Genomic DNA, 16,057 nt, shown 5'->3' on the forward strand with positions numbered 1-16,057 from the left:
TGTCGCGCCATCATGCTGCCCCCTGTTCAGGCGAAACGATGGCAGCAGACGAGGCCAACTCCAACGTTTGAGGACTCAACACAAAACCGTACCGCTGCGCCAAAGACGCACTCGCCACAGGTTGCGGCGCCCATTGAGGATGCAGGTCCAACTGATCGCTGAAGGCCAGCATATCCAAGCTGTGCAGCAGACCTAGCCCTTGAGCGGTTTCGATAAAGACCCTGCCGCATTCGTCTTCCAAACTGCGCACACATTGCACATGAAGTCCGGTATGGGTGCGCCATGTGCCATCCGAATCGATACGCACAATCCAAGGGGCAACCTCCAGCTCTACAAAAACACGCTGCGGCCCATTTTGAAAATACCAGCGTCCTTGCGCGTCATTGGTGTAGTTGCGGCCAATAAACTGCGCTAAACCTTCGTGTTCCAGTGCTGACCCTTTGGAATGCGGAAAAGGCCCGGCCTCTTGCGCAGCCGCATCACGCATAAACCAGCGGCCACGCGCATCCAACCCCAGCCAACCGGCACAAGCTGGCACATTGGGCCACTTGAGCATGGCTTGTTTGACAATTTCATCCATGCCCGCCATTGTGCCCACAGTACAAAGGCTTTGCAAAGCGTCTGTTCTTTAAGCAAGCAGGTTGCCAAAAGCCGTTGAGAGCCGCCACTTCAGGCCGCACTACAATCATTGGCGCAGCACTTCTAGGCACTCCAACATGACACCACCGGCACAAGACAACAGCGCGCGCCATACGATTTGGACTGAGCGCAAGCGTAAAACCGATGAGGACTACACCAGCCCGCGCTTTCAAGCAGGCTCGACACAAGGTGTAAGTGATGCGCCATACCAGCGTGATCGAGCGCGCATCATCCATTGCGCTGCTTTTCGCAGACTCCAGTCCAAAACACAAGTGCTCCATCTAGGTGAAAGCGACTTCTACCGCACCCGCCTGACGCACTCACTTGAAGTAGCGCAACTAGGCTCAGGCATTTGCGCGCAGTTACTGCTCACCCAACCACAATGGGCAGCATGGATCCCCTCAGCCATGCTGATAGAGGCGATAGGCTTAGCCCATGATTTAGGGCATCCACCCTTCGGCCATGGCGGCGAAGCGGCACTGAACACCACCATGAAAGAGCATGGTGGCTTTGAAGGCAATGGCCAAACCCTGCGAATTGCCATGCGTTTGGGAGAGTATTCACAATCGCACGGACTAGACCTGACACGCCGTTGCTTATTGGGCGTGCTGAAATACCCCGCCTTGCACCACGCCATTGCACGTTATCCGACATCTACAACAAACAGACCGACAACACGCACACCCTTGTTCAAGCCCCCAAAATGCATTCATGATGACGAAGCGGATGTTTTGGATTGGATCTTGGCACCTCTTTCGTCTTCAGATCGCAAAACCTTCACACATATTGATTTTTCAAATGGCCCGCAACGGCATGGCAAAACACGGCATAAAGCCTTTGACACCTCGATCATGGAGCTAGCCGACGATATTGCTTATGGCGTGCACGATCTGGAAGACGCCATTGCTTTGCGTCTGGTCACGCAAGCGCAATGGCAAGCAGAAATCATGGACAAGGCAGACACTTTGCAATGGTCTGACGCACAGCACAAGAGCGATTGCGCCGCACTACTGGCCTTCGCCAACAACCACTTATTTGTTGGTGGCGACAAGCCTCGCAAACATGCAATCAGCCGCCTCGTCAGCTTCTTGATTGAGCGCATTCACATTGAAGAAAGACATCTATTCGAAGAGCCTTTGCTGAATTTGCAAGCAGTAATGGCTCCTGGCGCAGAACAGTTGCTCAAGCTATTGAAAGACTTTGTGATGCAGTACGTGATTTTGCGCCCACAAATGCAAGAACTGGAATTCAAAGGCCAGCAAATCGTCATGCAACTCCTGGATGTGCTGATGGACAACCCCAACAGACTGCTCCCCATGGAACAACAAGAGCGAATTGCACAAGGCGCACCTCTAGCACGCACCGTGTGTGATTTTGTCGCCAGTATGACCGACCTTGACGCCTCTAGGCATTACGGCCGCTTGTTTGCGCCCAATGTCGGCTCCTTCCTTGCCCCTTGAAGCGGGCGGCATCTCTACTACTTCACTTTTCAACCATTGCGAATGGCCGTGGCAATATCACCACGGCGGTTATCGTAGCCGCCCAGTGCGCCATACCCCGCCTTAATCCGTCAAGGAAGCCTCATCGCCAGAAACAGCGGCAACCGCCTTTTGAGCACGTGGCGTTGCTGTTGCTGCGTTGCTGGCCGCCAAACGGGCCACTGCTTCGCTGAAATTAGCCGCACTGCGCATGCGCGACATAGGCGGTAAATTCGCCAGCAGTTGCTTGCCATAGCCTTTTTGCACCACACGGGGATCACACAAGACCAAAATACCCTTGTCCGTTTCTGTACGAATCAAACGACCAGCGCCTTGTTTCAAGGCAATCGCAGCCTCTGGCACGAACAAACGCGCAAAGGAACTTTGCCCCGCTTCTTCGTACTTGCGCGCGCGCGCCTGAATCAAGGGATCATGCGGCGGCGGAAAGGGCAGCTTATCGATCACAACCAATTGCAGTGCGTCGCCGGGCACATCAAACCCCTCCCAGAACGTAGCTGAGGCCACCAATACATAACCTTTCCCCGGCGTTTCGGGCGCACGAAACTTCTCCATCAGTCGTTGTTTAGATTGCTCGCCCTGAATCAAGACCTCCACGCTGTCAATCGCCAGCAAGGCCTCACGCAAAGCATCGCCAATCAGCCGCAAAGCCTTGAGCGTGGTGGTCAACACCAGCGTTCGTCCCCCCAACGCGCGCGCGCCTTCAGCGGCAAGCAGGGCCACCGCCTGTCCGTGGCGCGCAACCTCTTTCGGATCTGGCATGTCGGCAGGCACATACAACACAGACTGCTTGGTGTAATTGAACGGGCTGGGCACCTGCAACACCTGCGCGCCATCCAAACCACAAGCCTGCGTGAAATGGCTCAGTTGCGGGTCTGCCCCCAAGGTGGCGGAGGTGAAAATCCATGCATGGCTTGCTCCATCATCGGTCGTGCGCTTGGACTGGGCCGGGTGCGCTGCAGCAGGGCTTGCCTCAGCTTGCCCCTCCAGCGTTGATGCTAACCCCCAATGCGCCCGCATGTCAGCGGCTATGTCCAGTGGGCTTTCTACCATGCGAATAGTGACGCTGCCCAACTCTACCCAGCGCACACGCCCTGCTTTGGGCTTGGTTTGAAACAACTGGGCTTTTTGCCCATGGATATGGCAACGCTCTTCCAGCCTTGCCAGCTCTGGAGAAGAAGCGGCCACCTTGTGCAAGGCTTGCTCTAACTCTTCTAACGCCTGCGCTTGTTCTTGCAATGACTCTTGCCATTCTTTGTCATCTGCGCCTTCTGGGGCTGCATCTCCCCAATTGATGCGCGTATGGGTGCCATCGCCAAGGCAGCGCATCCAGCGCTTACAGGCCTCATCGACCTTGAACACCAACTGCGCCCAATCCCCCAACCCTCGCGCCAATTTATTGCCGGTGCGCAGCACCTCTCTGGCAAAGTCGAGCACTTGAGAATTACTCCATTGCTCTCCCAAAAAATTCACGCCGGTTTCGTTGAATTGGTGCGCCTCATCCACCACCACCGCCCGCACACTGGGCAGCAACTCAGCCATCCCACTTTCTCGCACCTGCAAATCCGCAAAAAAGAGATGGTGGTTAATGACCACCAAGTCTGCCGCCAAGGCTTCTTTTCGGGCTTTGTTAACATAGCACTGCGTAAAACTAGGGCACTGCGCACCAAGACAGTTCTCTCGGGTGGATGTGACCAAGGGCAAATGGGGTGAGCGCTCGACAAAGCCTGGCATTTCGCTCATATCGCCGGTCACTGTCGTAGCAGACCATTTACGCACTTGCCCTACCCAGCGCACCTCTGCCGTGCTGGCGCCATCGAGTTCAGACTCCGCCAGCTCCAGTCGATAAGGACACAGATAGCTGCTACGCCCTTTGAGTAAGGCCGCATCCAGCGAAATGCCCAGCGCTTTGCGCAAAAAAGGCAAGTCACGAAAGTAAATCTGGTCTTGTAGCGCCTTTGTGGCGGTAGAGACCAATACGCGCTCACCACTGAGCAAAGCCGGAATCAAGTAAGCAAACGTTTTCCCAACCCCGGTGCCAGCCTCAACCACCAAGGCGCCCCCCTCTTCAAGGGTTTGCGCTACAGCAGTTGCCATTTGAATCTGGCCTGCGCGAGGGCGATAGTGGGGGTTTGACGCAGCCAATGCACCATGCTCAGAAAAGGTCGAGGCGGTCAAATCACGCAGCTGCATACGGAAAAAAGGTCATCACGGTAAAAAATCAATTCAGGCAGGGAGCATCAGCAATGCCACGCCAACAATTGCAAAAGAATTAAGAAAATAAGTACCTTCAACGGCATCCGCATCACCCCATGCAATGCAAGGCCATGCTTTTACAATTGTTTAATTTTGTTCGATAGCGCTATCAAAGCAAAGAATCAGCGGTGTCTTAAAGTTCAAGCGGTAGTAGCCAACACAGCGATAATCGCCCATCATACCGTTTCGCTGTCCATTATCTTTCTCATAGATTGCTGCCCATGAGCTCTAGTTACCGCCTCACTGCCGCCACAGGACTTCACAAGGGCGACCGACAATACCAACAAGATCAAGTCGCTATTTTCCAGCATCCCAGAAACAAAGAGTGCGTGCTGGCCGTGGTGGCCGATGGCATGGGCGGGCGAAGTGGCGGACGTAAAGCTGCAGATCAGGTGCTGCTTTCAGCCAAACAGTTGTTGGAGCGTTTTGACCCGCAAACAGACGATCCTAAACAGTTTCTTCAAGGGATCATCAAAGAGTCACACTTGGTCATTCGACTCACAGCCATTTCCGCAGAGCAAGAACCACACAGCACCATCGCAGCGTTTTTAATTACCCCCCAAGGCCAGTGCCACTGGGTGCATGCAGGCGATTCGCGCATCTACCACTACCAGTGGGGGCGATTGGTCTTTCGCACCAAGGACCACTCCTATGTCCAGTCGTTGATTGACAACGGAGAAATTTCTGAGGAAGAAGCCATTGGGCACCCCAACTCCAATATGCTGATGGGCTGCCTTGGCAGCGAAGTCGATCCTCCGGCCTCCATCCACTCCATCATGAAGATTGAAGCAGGTGATGCCTTTATCGCCTGCAGCGATGGGCTCTGGGCGTACTTCACACCAGCCGAATTGGGCCAAACCATTCAAATGCTCAATGCCAAAGAAGCCTCTATGTTTTTAGTCAATAAAGCACGAGAGAGGGCCAACGGCACAGGCGACAATTTGTCTATCGTGATTTTCAAATTGGAACCGTTGATGCAGCAAGAGCCAGCAGCCCCCCATAACACAGCAGCCAATCCTGGCCTCACCGTTTAGTCTTTTCAAGCAGCGCATCGTACTTGCGATAACGTCTTGAGATGCTCGGAACGAGATGAAACTTTCATCTTGCTATTGTTGCGTATTAAAATCTAAAAACTCTTTTCCATCCTTTGATTAATTTAATAAAAATCAATAGGTTGAAAAACACACATCAAGTGTTCCTCACCTCACCCCCAGGTTTTGTTGGCTCACTCACTAAATTGAGCACACAAGCATCATCCCAATTAGTGGTGAGAGGATGGATACTTCCTTCATGGCATCAGCAGGATCGCAGCAGCAGTGATACTTTACGAATATCCTTTCAATGAGCGCATCCGGACCTATTTGCGTCTGGAACACTTGCTCTTGCGTCTGCAGGAGCTGCTCAGCCGCTCCGACGTCACCGACCACCAATACGCCCTACAGACGATCTTTGAAGCGGTTGAAGTAGCCAGCAGGACCGACCTCAAAACGGACATGCTCAAAGATCTGGAGCGCCAGCGTGCGGCCATGCAAATTTACAAGGACTACCCAGACATCGACCACGGCGTTCTTGATCGTATCTTCAGCCGCATTGATTACTGCGTGAAAAACCTCAATACCATGGCGGGCAAACCAGGTCAGTTGATTGCTGAAAACGAATGGCTCAACACCATTCGGAGCCGAATGGGCATTCCTGGCGGAATCTGCAACTTTGACCTGCCCTTGTTCCACCATTGGAAGCATCGTCCTTCTGCGACAAGGTTGCGCGATCTGGAAACTTGGGCCAATAGCCTCACGCCTGTTGCCGATACCGTCTTCTTGCTACTCAAACTCATCCGAGACACTGGCACTGCCCATCGGGTCGCCGTCTCACGCGGGCAGTTCCAACAAAACCTACCTGCTACCCGCGGCTTTCAATTGCTGCGTTTATGGGTCGATCCGCGGGATGACGTCACGCCAGAAATCAGTGCCAACCGGTTGCTTGTCTCCGTTCGCATGATGGAGCCGAACTTAGAAGGCAAACCCTCCCCCACGCAGAAAGACCTGTCCTTAGAAGTCGCCATCTGTGGTTTGTAACCATAGCGCTCTAATACAATATTTATAGACAGCATCAAGCTCCGGTTTCATGGTTGAACCTTCCAGCCCCCCAACAGTGGCCTGCCCCCAATGCGGCACCCCCTGCCTGTTCGCTCCATCGAACCGTTGGCGCCCGTTTTGCAGCGAGCGCTGCAAAATGATTGATATGGGAGCATGGGCCAGCGAAGAGTTCCGCATTCAAGCAGCACCCCCAATCCCTGACGATGGCAGTGAGCTTGTGTAGCCATCGCAAAACGGAGCTCTGGTGTATACCAAACTGGCGCAAAAGCCTGACACAAACGAAATTGACTACAATCGTTGACCGGCTTTTGCCTTTCATTCCGATTTCGCAGCAGTCATTCCTGCCGCACAACTCCATAGATTGACGCATGTCCTGGCTTGACAAAATCATCCCATCCCGACTGATTCGCAGTGCCGAATCTACTGCGCGCCACCAGATTCCTGAAGGATTGTGGTCAAAATGCCCAGTATGTGAGACCGTGCTCTACCGCGCTGACCTTGAGAAAAACCAAAACGTATGCCCACATTGCGGCGCACACCAACGCATTGGTTCACGCATGCGTCTCAATGCATTTCTTGATCCTGAAGGCCGTTACGAGATCGGCCAAGAGGTCACGCCTGTTGACGCACTGAAATTCAAAGACAGCCGTAAATACCCTGAGCGCCTAAAAGAAGCGGGGAAATCCACCAACGAAACCGATGCGTTGATTGCCATGGGCGGCCAATTGCATGGATTGCCCGTAGTGGTTGCATGTTTTGAATTCGACTTCATGGGCGGTAGTATGGGCAGTGTGGTGGGCGAGCGTTTTGTACGCGCAGTCCAAGCCGCTCTGCACAAAAAAGTCCCCTTCATATGTTTTACAGCCACCGGTGGCGCGCGCATGCAAGAAGGCTTGCTCTCACTCATGCAAATGGCCAAAACCAATGCCGTACTGACTCAATTCGCAGCGCAGCGCTTGCCTTTTATCAGTGTATTGACGGACCCCACCATGGGTGGGGTAAGTGCCAGTTTTGCATTCATGGGGGATTTGGTCATTGCTGAGCCGAAAGCATTGATCGGGTTTGCTGGGCCTCGCGTGATTGAATCCACAGTGCGCGTGAAATTGCCAGAAGGCTTCCAGAGGGCCGAATTCCTGTTAGAGAAAGGTGCGATTGACATGATTGTTGATCGTCGCAACCTTCGCAGCACAATTGCACAGAACTTGGCCATTTTGACGCACCAAAAGGCACTGGCTCACACAGAGAGCATAGCCACCTTGACTCCTCGCTCACAAACTACAGATGCAGAGAAAAAAGAGCGCGCCAACAGCAAAACCACCTCGAAAGCCTCTGCAGAGAGTGCCGAACCCGCGTCACGCAACGCAACAGAGTAATACTTTAGCGTGCGTATAAGCGCGCACGCACTAGTACTGATCAACACTGATCGCCCACAAAAAAACGCGCCTTGTGAAGGCGCGTTTTTTTGTGGATTACAACATCAGTACTCTACCAAGTCAAACCAGTGTGCCGTCAGCATCAGCATCTTCTTTTGAAACGGGATTTCTCCCCTCATTGAGTTGGCTGATCGAATCTGCCGTCACATCACCTGTGACGTAAACACCATCAAAACAGGATGCGTCAAATCCTTTCAGCGCAGGGTTCAGCGATCCGACGGCATGTTTCATCGCATCAACGTCCTGGTAAATCAATGCATCGCATCCAATCAATTGGCGGATTTGCTCCACATCCCGGTCATGCGCCACCAACTCTTCTTTAGTTGGCATATCAATGCCATACACATTGGGGTAACGCACAGGAGGCGCCGCGCTGGCTAAATACACCTTGTTCGCGCCCACTTCTCGCGCCATTTGAACAATCTCTTTGGAGGTTGTGCCACGCACGATGGAATCATCCACCAACAATACATTTCGCCCCTTGAACTCACTGGCAATGGCATTGAGCTTTTGGCGCACGGATTTCTTGCGTACCCCTTGACCAGGCATGATGAACGTGCGGCCCACATAGCGGTTTTTAACGAAACCTTCACGGTAGGGTTTTCCAATCAATTGCGCCAGTTGCATGGCGCTTGGGCGGCTGGATTCAGGAATCGGAATCACCACATCAATGTCATTGGGAGGCACCACTGAAAGCACCCGTTTAGCCAGCGTCTCTCCCAAATTCAAGCGTGCGGTATAGACCGAGATACCATCCAAAACTGAGTCTGGACGGGCCAGATAGATGAATTCAAAGATACATGGACTATGCTTGGCTTGGCCTTCTGGTACACACATCGCACTAGCGACCTGCCCATCCAGATTGATGAAGACGGCCTCACCAGGTTTGATGTCGCGGTCAAGCGTGAATCCAGTTCCTTCCAACGCAACAGATTCACTAGCCAGCATGTAGGAACCATCATCCGAGTTTTTACTTAAACAAAGCGGACGAATACCGTACGGATCACGAAATGCCAGCATGCCATAGCCAGCAATCATGGCGATCACTGCATAGGAGCCACTGACACGTTTGTGTACAGCGGCTACGGCAGCAAACACCGTCTCTGGGGTCAGTTGGCTTCCCACGGTCACACGGTCAAGCTCATGGGCCAAGACGTTGAGCAACACTTCCGAATCGCTGGTTGTGTTGGTGTGGCGATGGTCTGTGCCAAACAACTCTTTACGCAGTGCCTTGGCATTGGTGATGTTGCCGTTATGCACCATCACAATGCCGAATGGGGCATTGACGTAGAACGGCTGCGCCTCCTCCTCGCTATTGGCATCCCCTGCTGTCGGGTAGCGCACCTGGCCCAGTCCAGTATTGCCTGGCAGGCTGCGCATATTGCGCGTGCGAAACACATCGCGCACCATGCCCTTGGCTTTGTGCATAAAGAACTTACGATCCAACTGGGTCACAATGCCCGTGGCATCTTGGCCGCGATGCTGCAACAACAACAACGCGTCATAAATCAATTGATTGACCGGACTGCGACTAACGACTCCGACAATTCCACACATAGCGTGTTTCTCCTGGGGACAAAAAATAGAGCGAACGCCTCAGCAGCCGTCAAAGGCCACGCAACGTTCAATGTAAGTATTTAAGAATTCAAAACAAGGACGGCTCCAGCATCCATTCAGCCCACTCATAGCAAGAAAGACCAACGGACACACAACGTCCATCCCCATCACGACTGGGAGCGAGGCAATGACTCCAAAACAGGGGCAAGCGGAATACTGATCGGTTCAGGCTCTTGCAGAATCTTCCAAGTGGGGAGCATTGTGGCCAATTCAAGCCGAGCACGATCAAGTACAGGCCCAACGGCAGAACCTTGCCACCATGGCTCTGCGACCCATTGCAGGGCATGCACGACCACGGCCACCACCACACCTGCTAAGCCAATACGAACCACGCCAAACAGTGCGCCAATCAAACGGTCTGCCGCACGAATGCCGAGTTTTTTTGCAGATTGGCGCCCCAGCGAAGCGAGCATCGATGAGACAAAAACCGCCACAATCAAAACAGCCAGCATCCCCAACACACGCCGAACACCATCAGCCAAGGATGACATTGGAATCCATTGCCCCACTGCAGGCCCAAAAGCCATAGCAGCAGCGATCCCTAATACCCACCCTAGAACGCTGATGCTTTCAAAAATAAAGCCACGCCATGCACCAACAGCTACCGAAAGAAAGGCCAGCATGAGAAAAGCCAAGTCGAACCCGTTCAATGTCATCGGGACTCATCTTTCATGCACACCTCTGTGCAAGAGGCAAAAAACAGGGGGAAAACTGGCATCACGACAGGCTTATTACATGGACATGATTGCAGCAGGCAGGCTTACTGCCTTGACCCGTTCGGCTGCGCGGTCAGCCTCTGCCCGGTTGGCAAATGGTCCAACACGTACACGCGTAGCACGCCCTGAGCCAGTTTGAATGACCTGCGTATAGGTTTTCAGCCCAGCACCTTCAAGCTTTTGCCGAATTTCGCGTACTTTCGCTTCATCAGAGAATGCGCCAATCTGCACAATAAAGCGCCCCTCATCACTGCGATTGGCTGCCGTTGTCGCCTCAACAGGTCGCCCCTCAAGCAATGCCTTTGCGCGAGCAGCCTCATCACTACTGGCTGAGCGAGCAGGTACAGGTTTGGCTGGCGGAGGCGGAGGCACCACAGCAGCTGGTGTGGTCGCGGCAGCCACTGTCGAAGTGGTTGCTACAGGCTTGGTCTCAACTGGTTTGGTTTCCGCAGTTTTTACAGCCGGCTTCACCTGTGCCGTAGCAGTGTTGTTGGTGGTGGCTGCATTGGTCGTCGTCGAATTGGCTGGTTTAGCGGTCGGCTTAGCCTCCTCAGTCTGCGCACGCTGCGCTTGTGTGCGTGCCTCCTGCGCGCGCTGAGAAGCCAAGCTGGCAACCTCTTGTGTTGGTCGCGCTGCAGCAGAGGGCTCTCTGTTGGCAGTCGCAGTGGCAGCAGGCACGGCAGTAGTCCTGCTCTGGGTTGCCGCAGGCGTTGTTTGTGGCGTCGTCACCGCAGGGGTATCAACCACTTCTTCACCATCTGACAACCCATGGCTGTTCATCGCTACTTGTGCTGGAGCATTCAATGGCGGGGACGTATCTCTGCCTGCCACACTGACTTGGGCATTGACCGGCAACGGCCTCGGCTCAGTATCAAAGAGCATAGGAAATACCACAATAGCGGCAAGCACCAAAAGACAGGCGCCAATCAAGCGGTGCCGCGCTCTGCGACGCATATCATCAACAGAATCAACAGCACGGCGAGTAGGACGCGCGCGCTTACCGCCGTCCTGTTCAGCTTTCTCCGCCTTGCGAGGTTCAAACAATGCCATATCAGTTCGAAATGCTTTCTAACAAGTCAAGTACGTGGCCCAGAGGCTAGGGCCTTGTGCCATGAAGCCTTAGGGCATTCATTCACTGCTTTGGTTCCGCCAATGGGGAGAGTCCAACCGAGGAACCCCTTCGCTCAACACACCACCGACCGTATAAAACGAGCCAAAGACCACAATTCTATCAGCAGGGTCTGCCGCCTTAACTGCCGCCTTCAATGCTTGACTGGGCGTAGCAAAAGCCTGAGCCGGTACCTCCCGTGGGCGCTGCCCAACCATTTGCAAGGCTTGCCAACGTTTAACCAAGTCTGATGCTTTTTCAGCTCGTGGCAATGGCAAATCAGTAAAGTACCATCGATCCACCAAAGGACCAATGCGCTGCATCACAGCGGCCAGATCCTTGTCATGCATGGCGCCAAAGACAGCATGCGTTACAGGGAAAAAACCCATGGCGTCCAAATTAACAGCCAGCGCAGCCACCGAATGCGGATTGTGTGCTACATCCAGCACCAGACTGGGTTGCCCCGGCACAATTTGAAAGCGCCCGGGAACATCCACCAAAGAAAAACCCTGTCGGATGGCTTGGGCCGTAACAGGCAGTACTTGCCGCAATGCTTGGAATGCAGCTAGAACCCCTGCCGCATTGATCAGTTGGTTAGCACCTCGCAATGCAGGATAGGCCAAGCCATGAAAACGTTTGCCGCGCCCTGCCCAGTTCCACTGCTGGCGATCACCTGAATAGTTGAAGTCGCGACCAGCCTGCCACAAATCAGCCCCAATTTGCTCTGCATGCAGCACCACCGATTGAGGTGGCATCGGATCAGAAACCACGACGGGCTTACCTGAACGCATGATGCCCGCTTTTTCGCGCCCAATGGTTTCACGGTCTGGCCCCAGAAATTCGGTGTGGTCAATATCGATGCTGGTAATGATCGCGCAATCAGCATCAAAAATATTGGTCGCATCCAACCGTCCGCCCAAGCCCACCTCCAAAATCGCCACATCAAGCTTGCTTTGGCTCATGATGCGCGCAATGGCCAAGGTAGTGAATTCAAAATAGCTTAATGAAACTGGTTTGCCTTGAGTCCCCGCTGAAAAGCGGGCCTGTTCGACTGCTTCAAAGTGCGGCACCAGATCTTGCGCAAACACGATTTCGCCGCCAATGCGGCAGCGCTCTTCAAAGCTAACCAGATGCGGCGAGGTATACACACCTGTTCTGTAGCCGCTTTGCAGTGCAATCGCCTCCAGCATGGCGCATGTAGAGCCTTTTCCGTTGGTTCCTGCCACAGTGATGACGGGACAATCGAAGCGCAATTGCAAAGCCTGCGCCACCAAAGCAACTCGCTCCAAGCCTAACTCTATCGTTTTAGGGTGAATTTGCTCGCAGTAAGCAAGCCATTCATTCAAGGGGGCTCCATGTGCTGGGGCTTGGCAAAGAGTTTCAGACATATCAAGCTGTAGATCAGAGAACAGGCGCTATTGTCTCCCAAGCAGCAAAGCCCCGCAGCGGCCCGTTTGAGCGCGTATGCATTGGTGCGCAAAAGAATGAACCGAATCCTACACAAATAGAAATAAAGCCCAAGAACGCAAAAATCCCAAAAGAAACCGACAACGACCACTGCTTGCCCTGCGCTTGTCTAAAAGCGTTGAAAAAGTCAGATCAAATTTTTCTGTACGGAATGGAGCGAGCCATCCCGTACAGCCGCATGTTGTTGCCGAACCTTTCCCGCCAACAACTTACGCAAGAAGTTGACGCAGGACATACGGCAAGATGCCGCCAGCTCGGTAGTAATCCACCTCAATGGGCGTATCAATACGCAGGGTGACGGTGCACTGCAGTGTCTGCCCATTTTTTCTTGTAATGGTCAGCACCGCGTCGCTTTGCGGCTTGAGTTCTGGATGCACAACAATATCCACCTGTTCAGAACCATCGAGCAACAATGTCTGCCACGACTCATCGCCTTTGAATTGCAACGGCAACACGCCCATACCCACCAAGTTGGAGCGGTGAATGCGTTCAAAACTGCGTGCAACGACTGCTTTAATGCCCAAAAGCTGGGTACCTTTGGCCGCCCAGTCGCGGCTTGATCCGGTACCGTATTCCTCACCGGCAAAAATCACGGTCGATTTACCTGCTGCGATGTATTGCATGGCTGCGTCATAAATCGGCAGTTTGGCACCTTGTTGGGCCCCTTCGCCTTGGTACAGGGTCACCCCACCCTCTTCCCGCGAGCCATCAGCCGCGGCAGGAATCATCAAGTTCTTGATGCGTACATTGGCAAAAGTGCCTCGCATCATCACTTCATGGTTGCCACGACGTGAGCCATAGCTGTTGAAATCTTGTTTCATCACGCCATGGGCTTTGAGCCAAATCCCTGCGGGTGAACTCTCTTTGATAGAGCCTGCAGGCGAAATGTGGTCGGTGGTGATCGAGTCGCCAAACAGCGCCATGATGTGCGCTTTCTGTACGACAGGCCCCAACTCGCTAGTGGCGCTGCTGGCCTCAGGCTCCAGCGTGAATTGCTCGAAAAATGGCGGCTCAGCGATATAAGTGCTCTCTGGCCATGAGTAAGTTTCCCCCTTGCTGCCTTTGATTTTTTCCCACAACTTGCCCGGATCCTTTCGGATCTTGCTGTAATTGGCCCGAAAAACCTTGGCATTCATGGCGTACTTGAGCAGTTGGTAGACCTCTTCGCTGCTGGGCCAGATATCCCCCAAATACACGGGACGGCCCTTTTTATCCGTCCCTACAGGCTCGGTCATCAAGTCTTTCAGCACCGTTCCAGCAATTGCATAGGCCACCACCAAAGGGGGGCTGGCCAAAAAATTGGCTTTGATGTTAGGGTGAATACGCGCCTCAAAATTGCGGTTACCCGACAGCACAGCAGCACACACCAGGTTGTCTTTGACAATTGTGTCATTGAACTCTTGCCGCAAATCACCCGCGTTGCCAATGCAAGTTGTGCAGCCGTAACCTGCCAGATTAAAGCCTAATTTGGCCAAGTACGGTAGCAAACCTGTTTTCTCTAGGTATTCAGTCACAATACGAGAGCCTGGCGCCAGCGATGTCTTGATATGCGGCTGCACGGTCAACCCTTTTTTCACTGCCTTTTTGGCCAACAGGCCTGCAGCCAGCAACACGCTTGGGTTGGAGGTATTCGTGCAACTGGTGATGGCCGCAATCAGCACATCGCCATTACCCAGTGTGACATCGCCTTCACGCGCGGGCTGGCTAGGCAGACTGCTTTGCTGCGCAGCCATTTCAAATGCTGGCTTATTAGCCACCATTTCCGCCTTTTCTCTGGATGCGCCAAGGGTTGCCGGCTTCTCTTGTGTACCAATACTTGGCTTGCCCTGCACATCCACGCCATCACTGGAGTAGTAACGCGCGCGCAGCATCTGTGCATCTTGGTTAAAGCCGTTTTCAGCCACCGGTTTGCTGAACAGGTCAATGAACGTGCTTTTGACGTTACCCAGTTCAATGCGGTCTTGGGGTCGTTTGGGGCCAGCAAGACTAGGTGTAACGCGACCCAAATCCAGCGACACAACTTGCGAATAATCTATCGCTCCAGACTTGGGAATACCAAAGAGCTTTTGTGCCTTGAAGTACGCAGCAAAAGCGTCAATCTCTTCTTGGCTGCGGCCTGTGCCTTCAAAGTATTCCAGCGTCTTGTCATCAACCGGAAAGAAGCCCATAGTGGCACCGTACTCAGGGGCCATATTGCCGATCGTGGCGCGGTCAGGTACAGCCAAACTTTCTGTTCCCTCGCCAAAAAACTCCACGAATTTGCCCACGACTTTATGTTGTCGCAAAATTTCTGTCACCGTCAACACCAAGTCAGTAGCTGTTACACCTTCTCGCAAGCGACCGGTCAATTCAAAGCCAACCACATCGGGGGTCAGAAAATACAGGGGTTGCCCCAACATAGCCGCTTCGGCCTCAATACCACCAACGCCCCAACCAACCACACCAATCCCATTGATCATCGTCGTGTGGCTATCGGTTCCCACCAAGGTATCGGGGTAGTACACACCATCCTTGGTTTGGTGAACGCCTCTGGCGAAATACTCCAGATTCACTTGGTGAACGATGCCAAACCCCGGAGGCACCACCCCAAAGGTATTGAACGCCTGCATTCCCCACTTCATAAAGGCGTAGCGTTCTTGGTTGCGCTGGAATTCGAGCTTCATATTCAAATCCAACGCTTTTTCTGTGCCGTAATAGTCCACCATGATGGAGTGGTCTACTACCAGATCGACAGGCACCAAGGGCTCAATTTTTTCAGGGGATTTTCCCAACTTTGCCGCAGCAGTGCGCATGGCCGCCAAATCAGCCAGCAATGGCACACCGGTGAAATCCTGCAACACGACACGCGCCAACACGAAAGGGATTTCTTCTGTGCGTTTCGCTTTGGGCTTCCAATTGGCCAATTGCTTGATATGTGCATCAGTAATGCGGCGGCCATCGTAGTTGCGCAGCACGGATTCAAGAACGATGCGAATCGATACCGGCAAACGCTCGATATTCGGATAGGTCTTGGCCAACTCTGGCAAAGAATAGTAAGTGCCAGATACGCCTGAAGCTGTTCGGAACCGTTTTTTGGTACTGGCAGGCAGTGCTGGGGCCGATTTGATTGTTTTGGCTGCTTTGCGTGGAGTTTTAGTGGCAGCGCTGGCCAAAGCACTTTTGCGTGGAGACTGGCGAGTGGATGTGGTCATCTCTGCGTCCTTTGCTTCTAGTTCAGTCAGTGGGGTCT

Annotated in this window: 11 protein-coding genes and 1 pseudogene; 5 read left to right on the forward strand and 7 right to left on the reverse strand. The window is 53.3% G+C overall.

The genetic code is table 11. The features are described from left to right. Window positions 1-10: 10 nt before the first annotated feature. Window positions 11-580 (reverse strand): DUF2946 family protein, encoded by a 570-nt coding sequence (locus tag E9531_RS04680; RefSeq protein ID WP_136572589.1) that lies wholly within the window; start codon window positions 578-580, stop codon window positions 11-13. 136 nt (window positions 581-716) lie between these two features. Between E9531_RS04680 and E9531_RS04685 the strand changes: the two genes are divergently transcribed. Then, complete coding sequence (locus tag E9531_RS04685; protein ID WP_136572590.1) at window positions 717-2,099, forward strand: anti-phage deoxyguanosine triphosphatase; 1,383 nt, start codon at window positions 717-719, stop codon at window positions 2,097-2,099. 102 nt (window positions 2,100-2,201) lie between these two features. Here E9531_RS04685 and yoaA read toward each other — a convergent pair whose 3' ends face one another. Beyond that, window positions 2,202-4,328, reverse strand: a complete 2,127-nt coding sequence (gene yoaA / locus E9531_RS04690; protein WP_244609984.1) for a DNA repair helicase YoaA — start codon at window positions 4,326-4,328, stop codon at window positions 2,202-2,204. A gap of 284 nt (window positions 4,329-4,612) precedes the next feature. On the opposite strand from yoaA, the gene E9531_RS04695 reads away from it, so the two are divergent. The 4 genes and pseudogenes from E9531_RS04695 to accD all read left to right on the forward strand — a co-directional run. After that, window positions 4,613-5,425 carry a PP2C family protein-serine/threonine phosphatase gene (locus tag E9531_RS04695; protein WP_136572591.1) on the forward strand — a complete coding sequence of 271 codons (813 nt, stop codon included), beginning with the start codon at window positions 4,613-4,615 and terminating at the stop codon, window positions 5,423-5,425. Window positions 5,426-5,707: 282 nt separating this feature from the next. Next, entirely contained in the window at window positions 5,708-6,466 is a 759-nt protein-coding gene (gene zapD, locus E9531_RS04700; RefSeq protein ID WP_136572592.1) for a cell division protein ZapD, read from the forward strand. Between the two features lie 49 nt (window positions 6,467-6,515). Beyond that, window positions 6,516-6,710 carry a DNA gyrase inhibitor YacG gene (locus E9531_RS04705; protein ID WP_136572593.1) on the forward strand — a complete coding sequence of 65 codons (195 nt, stop codon included), beginning with the start codon at window positions 6,516-6,518 and terminating at the stop codon, window positions 6,708-6,710. 145 nt (window positions 6,711-6,855) lie between these two features. Beyond that, a pseudogene (gene accD / locus E9531_RS04710) lies at window positions 6,856-7,716 on the forward strand (acetyl-CoA carboxylase, carboxyltransferase subunit beta); the annotation flags it as partial. Window positions 7,717-7,980: 264 nt separating this feature from the next. Here the strand turns inward: accD and purF are convergent. The 5 genes from purF to E9531_RS04735 all read right to left on the reverse strand — a co-directional run bounded on the left by purF (window position 7,981) and on the right by E9531_RS04735 (window position 16,019). Continuing rightward, window positions 7,981-9,477, reverse strand: coding sequence for an amidophosphoribosyltransferase (gene purF / locus E9531_RS04715; protein WP_136572595.1), 1,497 nt, complete (start codon window positions 9,475-9,477; stop codon window positions 7,981-7,983). Between the two features lie 167 nt (window positions 9,478-9,644). After that, window positions 9,645-10,193: a CvpA family protein gene (locus E9531_RS04720; protein WP_136572596.1), complete on the reverse strand. Its 549-nt coding sequence runs from the start codon at window positions 10,191-10,193 to the stop codon at window positions 9,645-9,647. A 75-nt stretch (window positions 10,194-10,268) separates the two neighbouring features. Further along, complete coding sequence (locus tag E9531_RS04725; protein WP_136572597.1) at window positions 10,269-11,303, reverse strand: SPOR domain-containing protein; 1,035 nt, start codon at window positions 11,301-11,303, stop codon at window positions 10,269-10,271. 78 nt (window positions 11,304-11,381) lie between these two features. Then, complete coding sequence (folC, locus tag E9531_RS04730; protein ID WP_244609985.1) at window positions 11,382-12,707, reverse strand: bifunctional tetrahydrofolate synthase/dihydrofolate synthase; 1,326 nt, start codon at window positions 12,705-12,707, stop codon at window positions 11,382-11,384. A gap of 330 nt (window positions 12,708-13,037) precedes the next feature. Further along, entirely contained in the window at window positions 13,038-16,019 is a 2,982-nt protein-coding gene (locus E9531_RS04735) for an aconitate hydratase (RefSeq protein WP_136572599.1), read from the reverse strand. Between the last annotated feature and the right edge of the window lie 38 nt (window positions 16,020-16,057).

The sequence above is a fragment of the Lampropedia puyangensis genome (assembly GCF_004833285.1).
GTDB classification, from domain to species: domain Bacteria; phylum Pseudomonadota; class Gammaproteobacteria; order Burkholderiales; family Burkholderiaceae_C; genus Lampropedia; species Lampropedia puyangensis.

Excerpts from the sequence above, each read along its gene's own strand:
- E9531_RS04725 (WP_136572597.1), bottom strand. The coding sequence starts at position 11,303 with ATGGCATTGTTTGAACCTCGCAAGGCGGAGAAAGCTGAACAGGACGGC.
- E9531_RS04680 (WP_136572589.1), bottom strand. The coding sequence starts at position 580 with ATGGATGAAATTGTCAAACAAGCCATGCTCAAGTGGCCCAATGTGCCA.
- E9531_RS04685 (WP_136572590.1), top strand. The coding sequence starts at position 717 with ATGACACCACCGGCACAAGACAACAGCGCGCGCCATACGATTTGGACT.
- E9531_RS04695 (WP_136572591.1), top strand. The coding sequence starts at position 4,613 with ATGAGCTCTAGTTACCGCCTCACTGCCGCCACAGGACTTCACAAGGGC.
- E9531_RS04720 (WP_136572596.1), bottom strand. The coding sequence starts at position 10,193 with ATGACATTGAACGGGTTCGACTTGGCTTTTCTCATGCTGGCCTTTCTT.
- purF (WP_136572595.1), bottom strand. The coding sequence starts at position 9,477 with ATGTGTGGAATTGTCGGAGTCGTTAGTCGCAGTCCGGTCAATCAATTG.
- E9531_RS04705 (WP_136572593.1), top strand. The coding sequence starts at position 6,516 with ATGGTTGAACCTTCCAGCCCCCCAACAGTGGCCTGCCCCCAATGCGGC.
- E9531_RS04735 (WP_136572599.1), bottom strand. The coding sequence starts at position 16,019 with ATGACCACATCCACTCGCCAGTCTCCACGCAAAAGTGCTTTGGCCAGC.
- yoaA (WP_244609984.1), bottom strand. The coding sequence starts at position 4,328 with ATGCAGCTGCGTGATTTGACCGCCTCGACCTTTTCTGAGCATGGTGCA.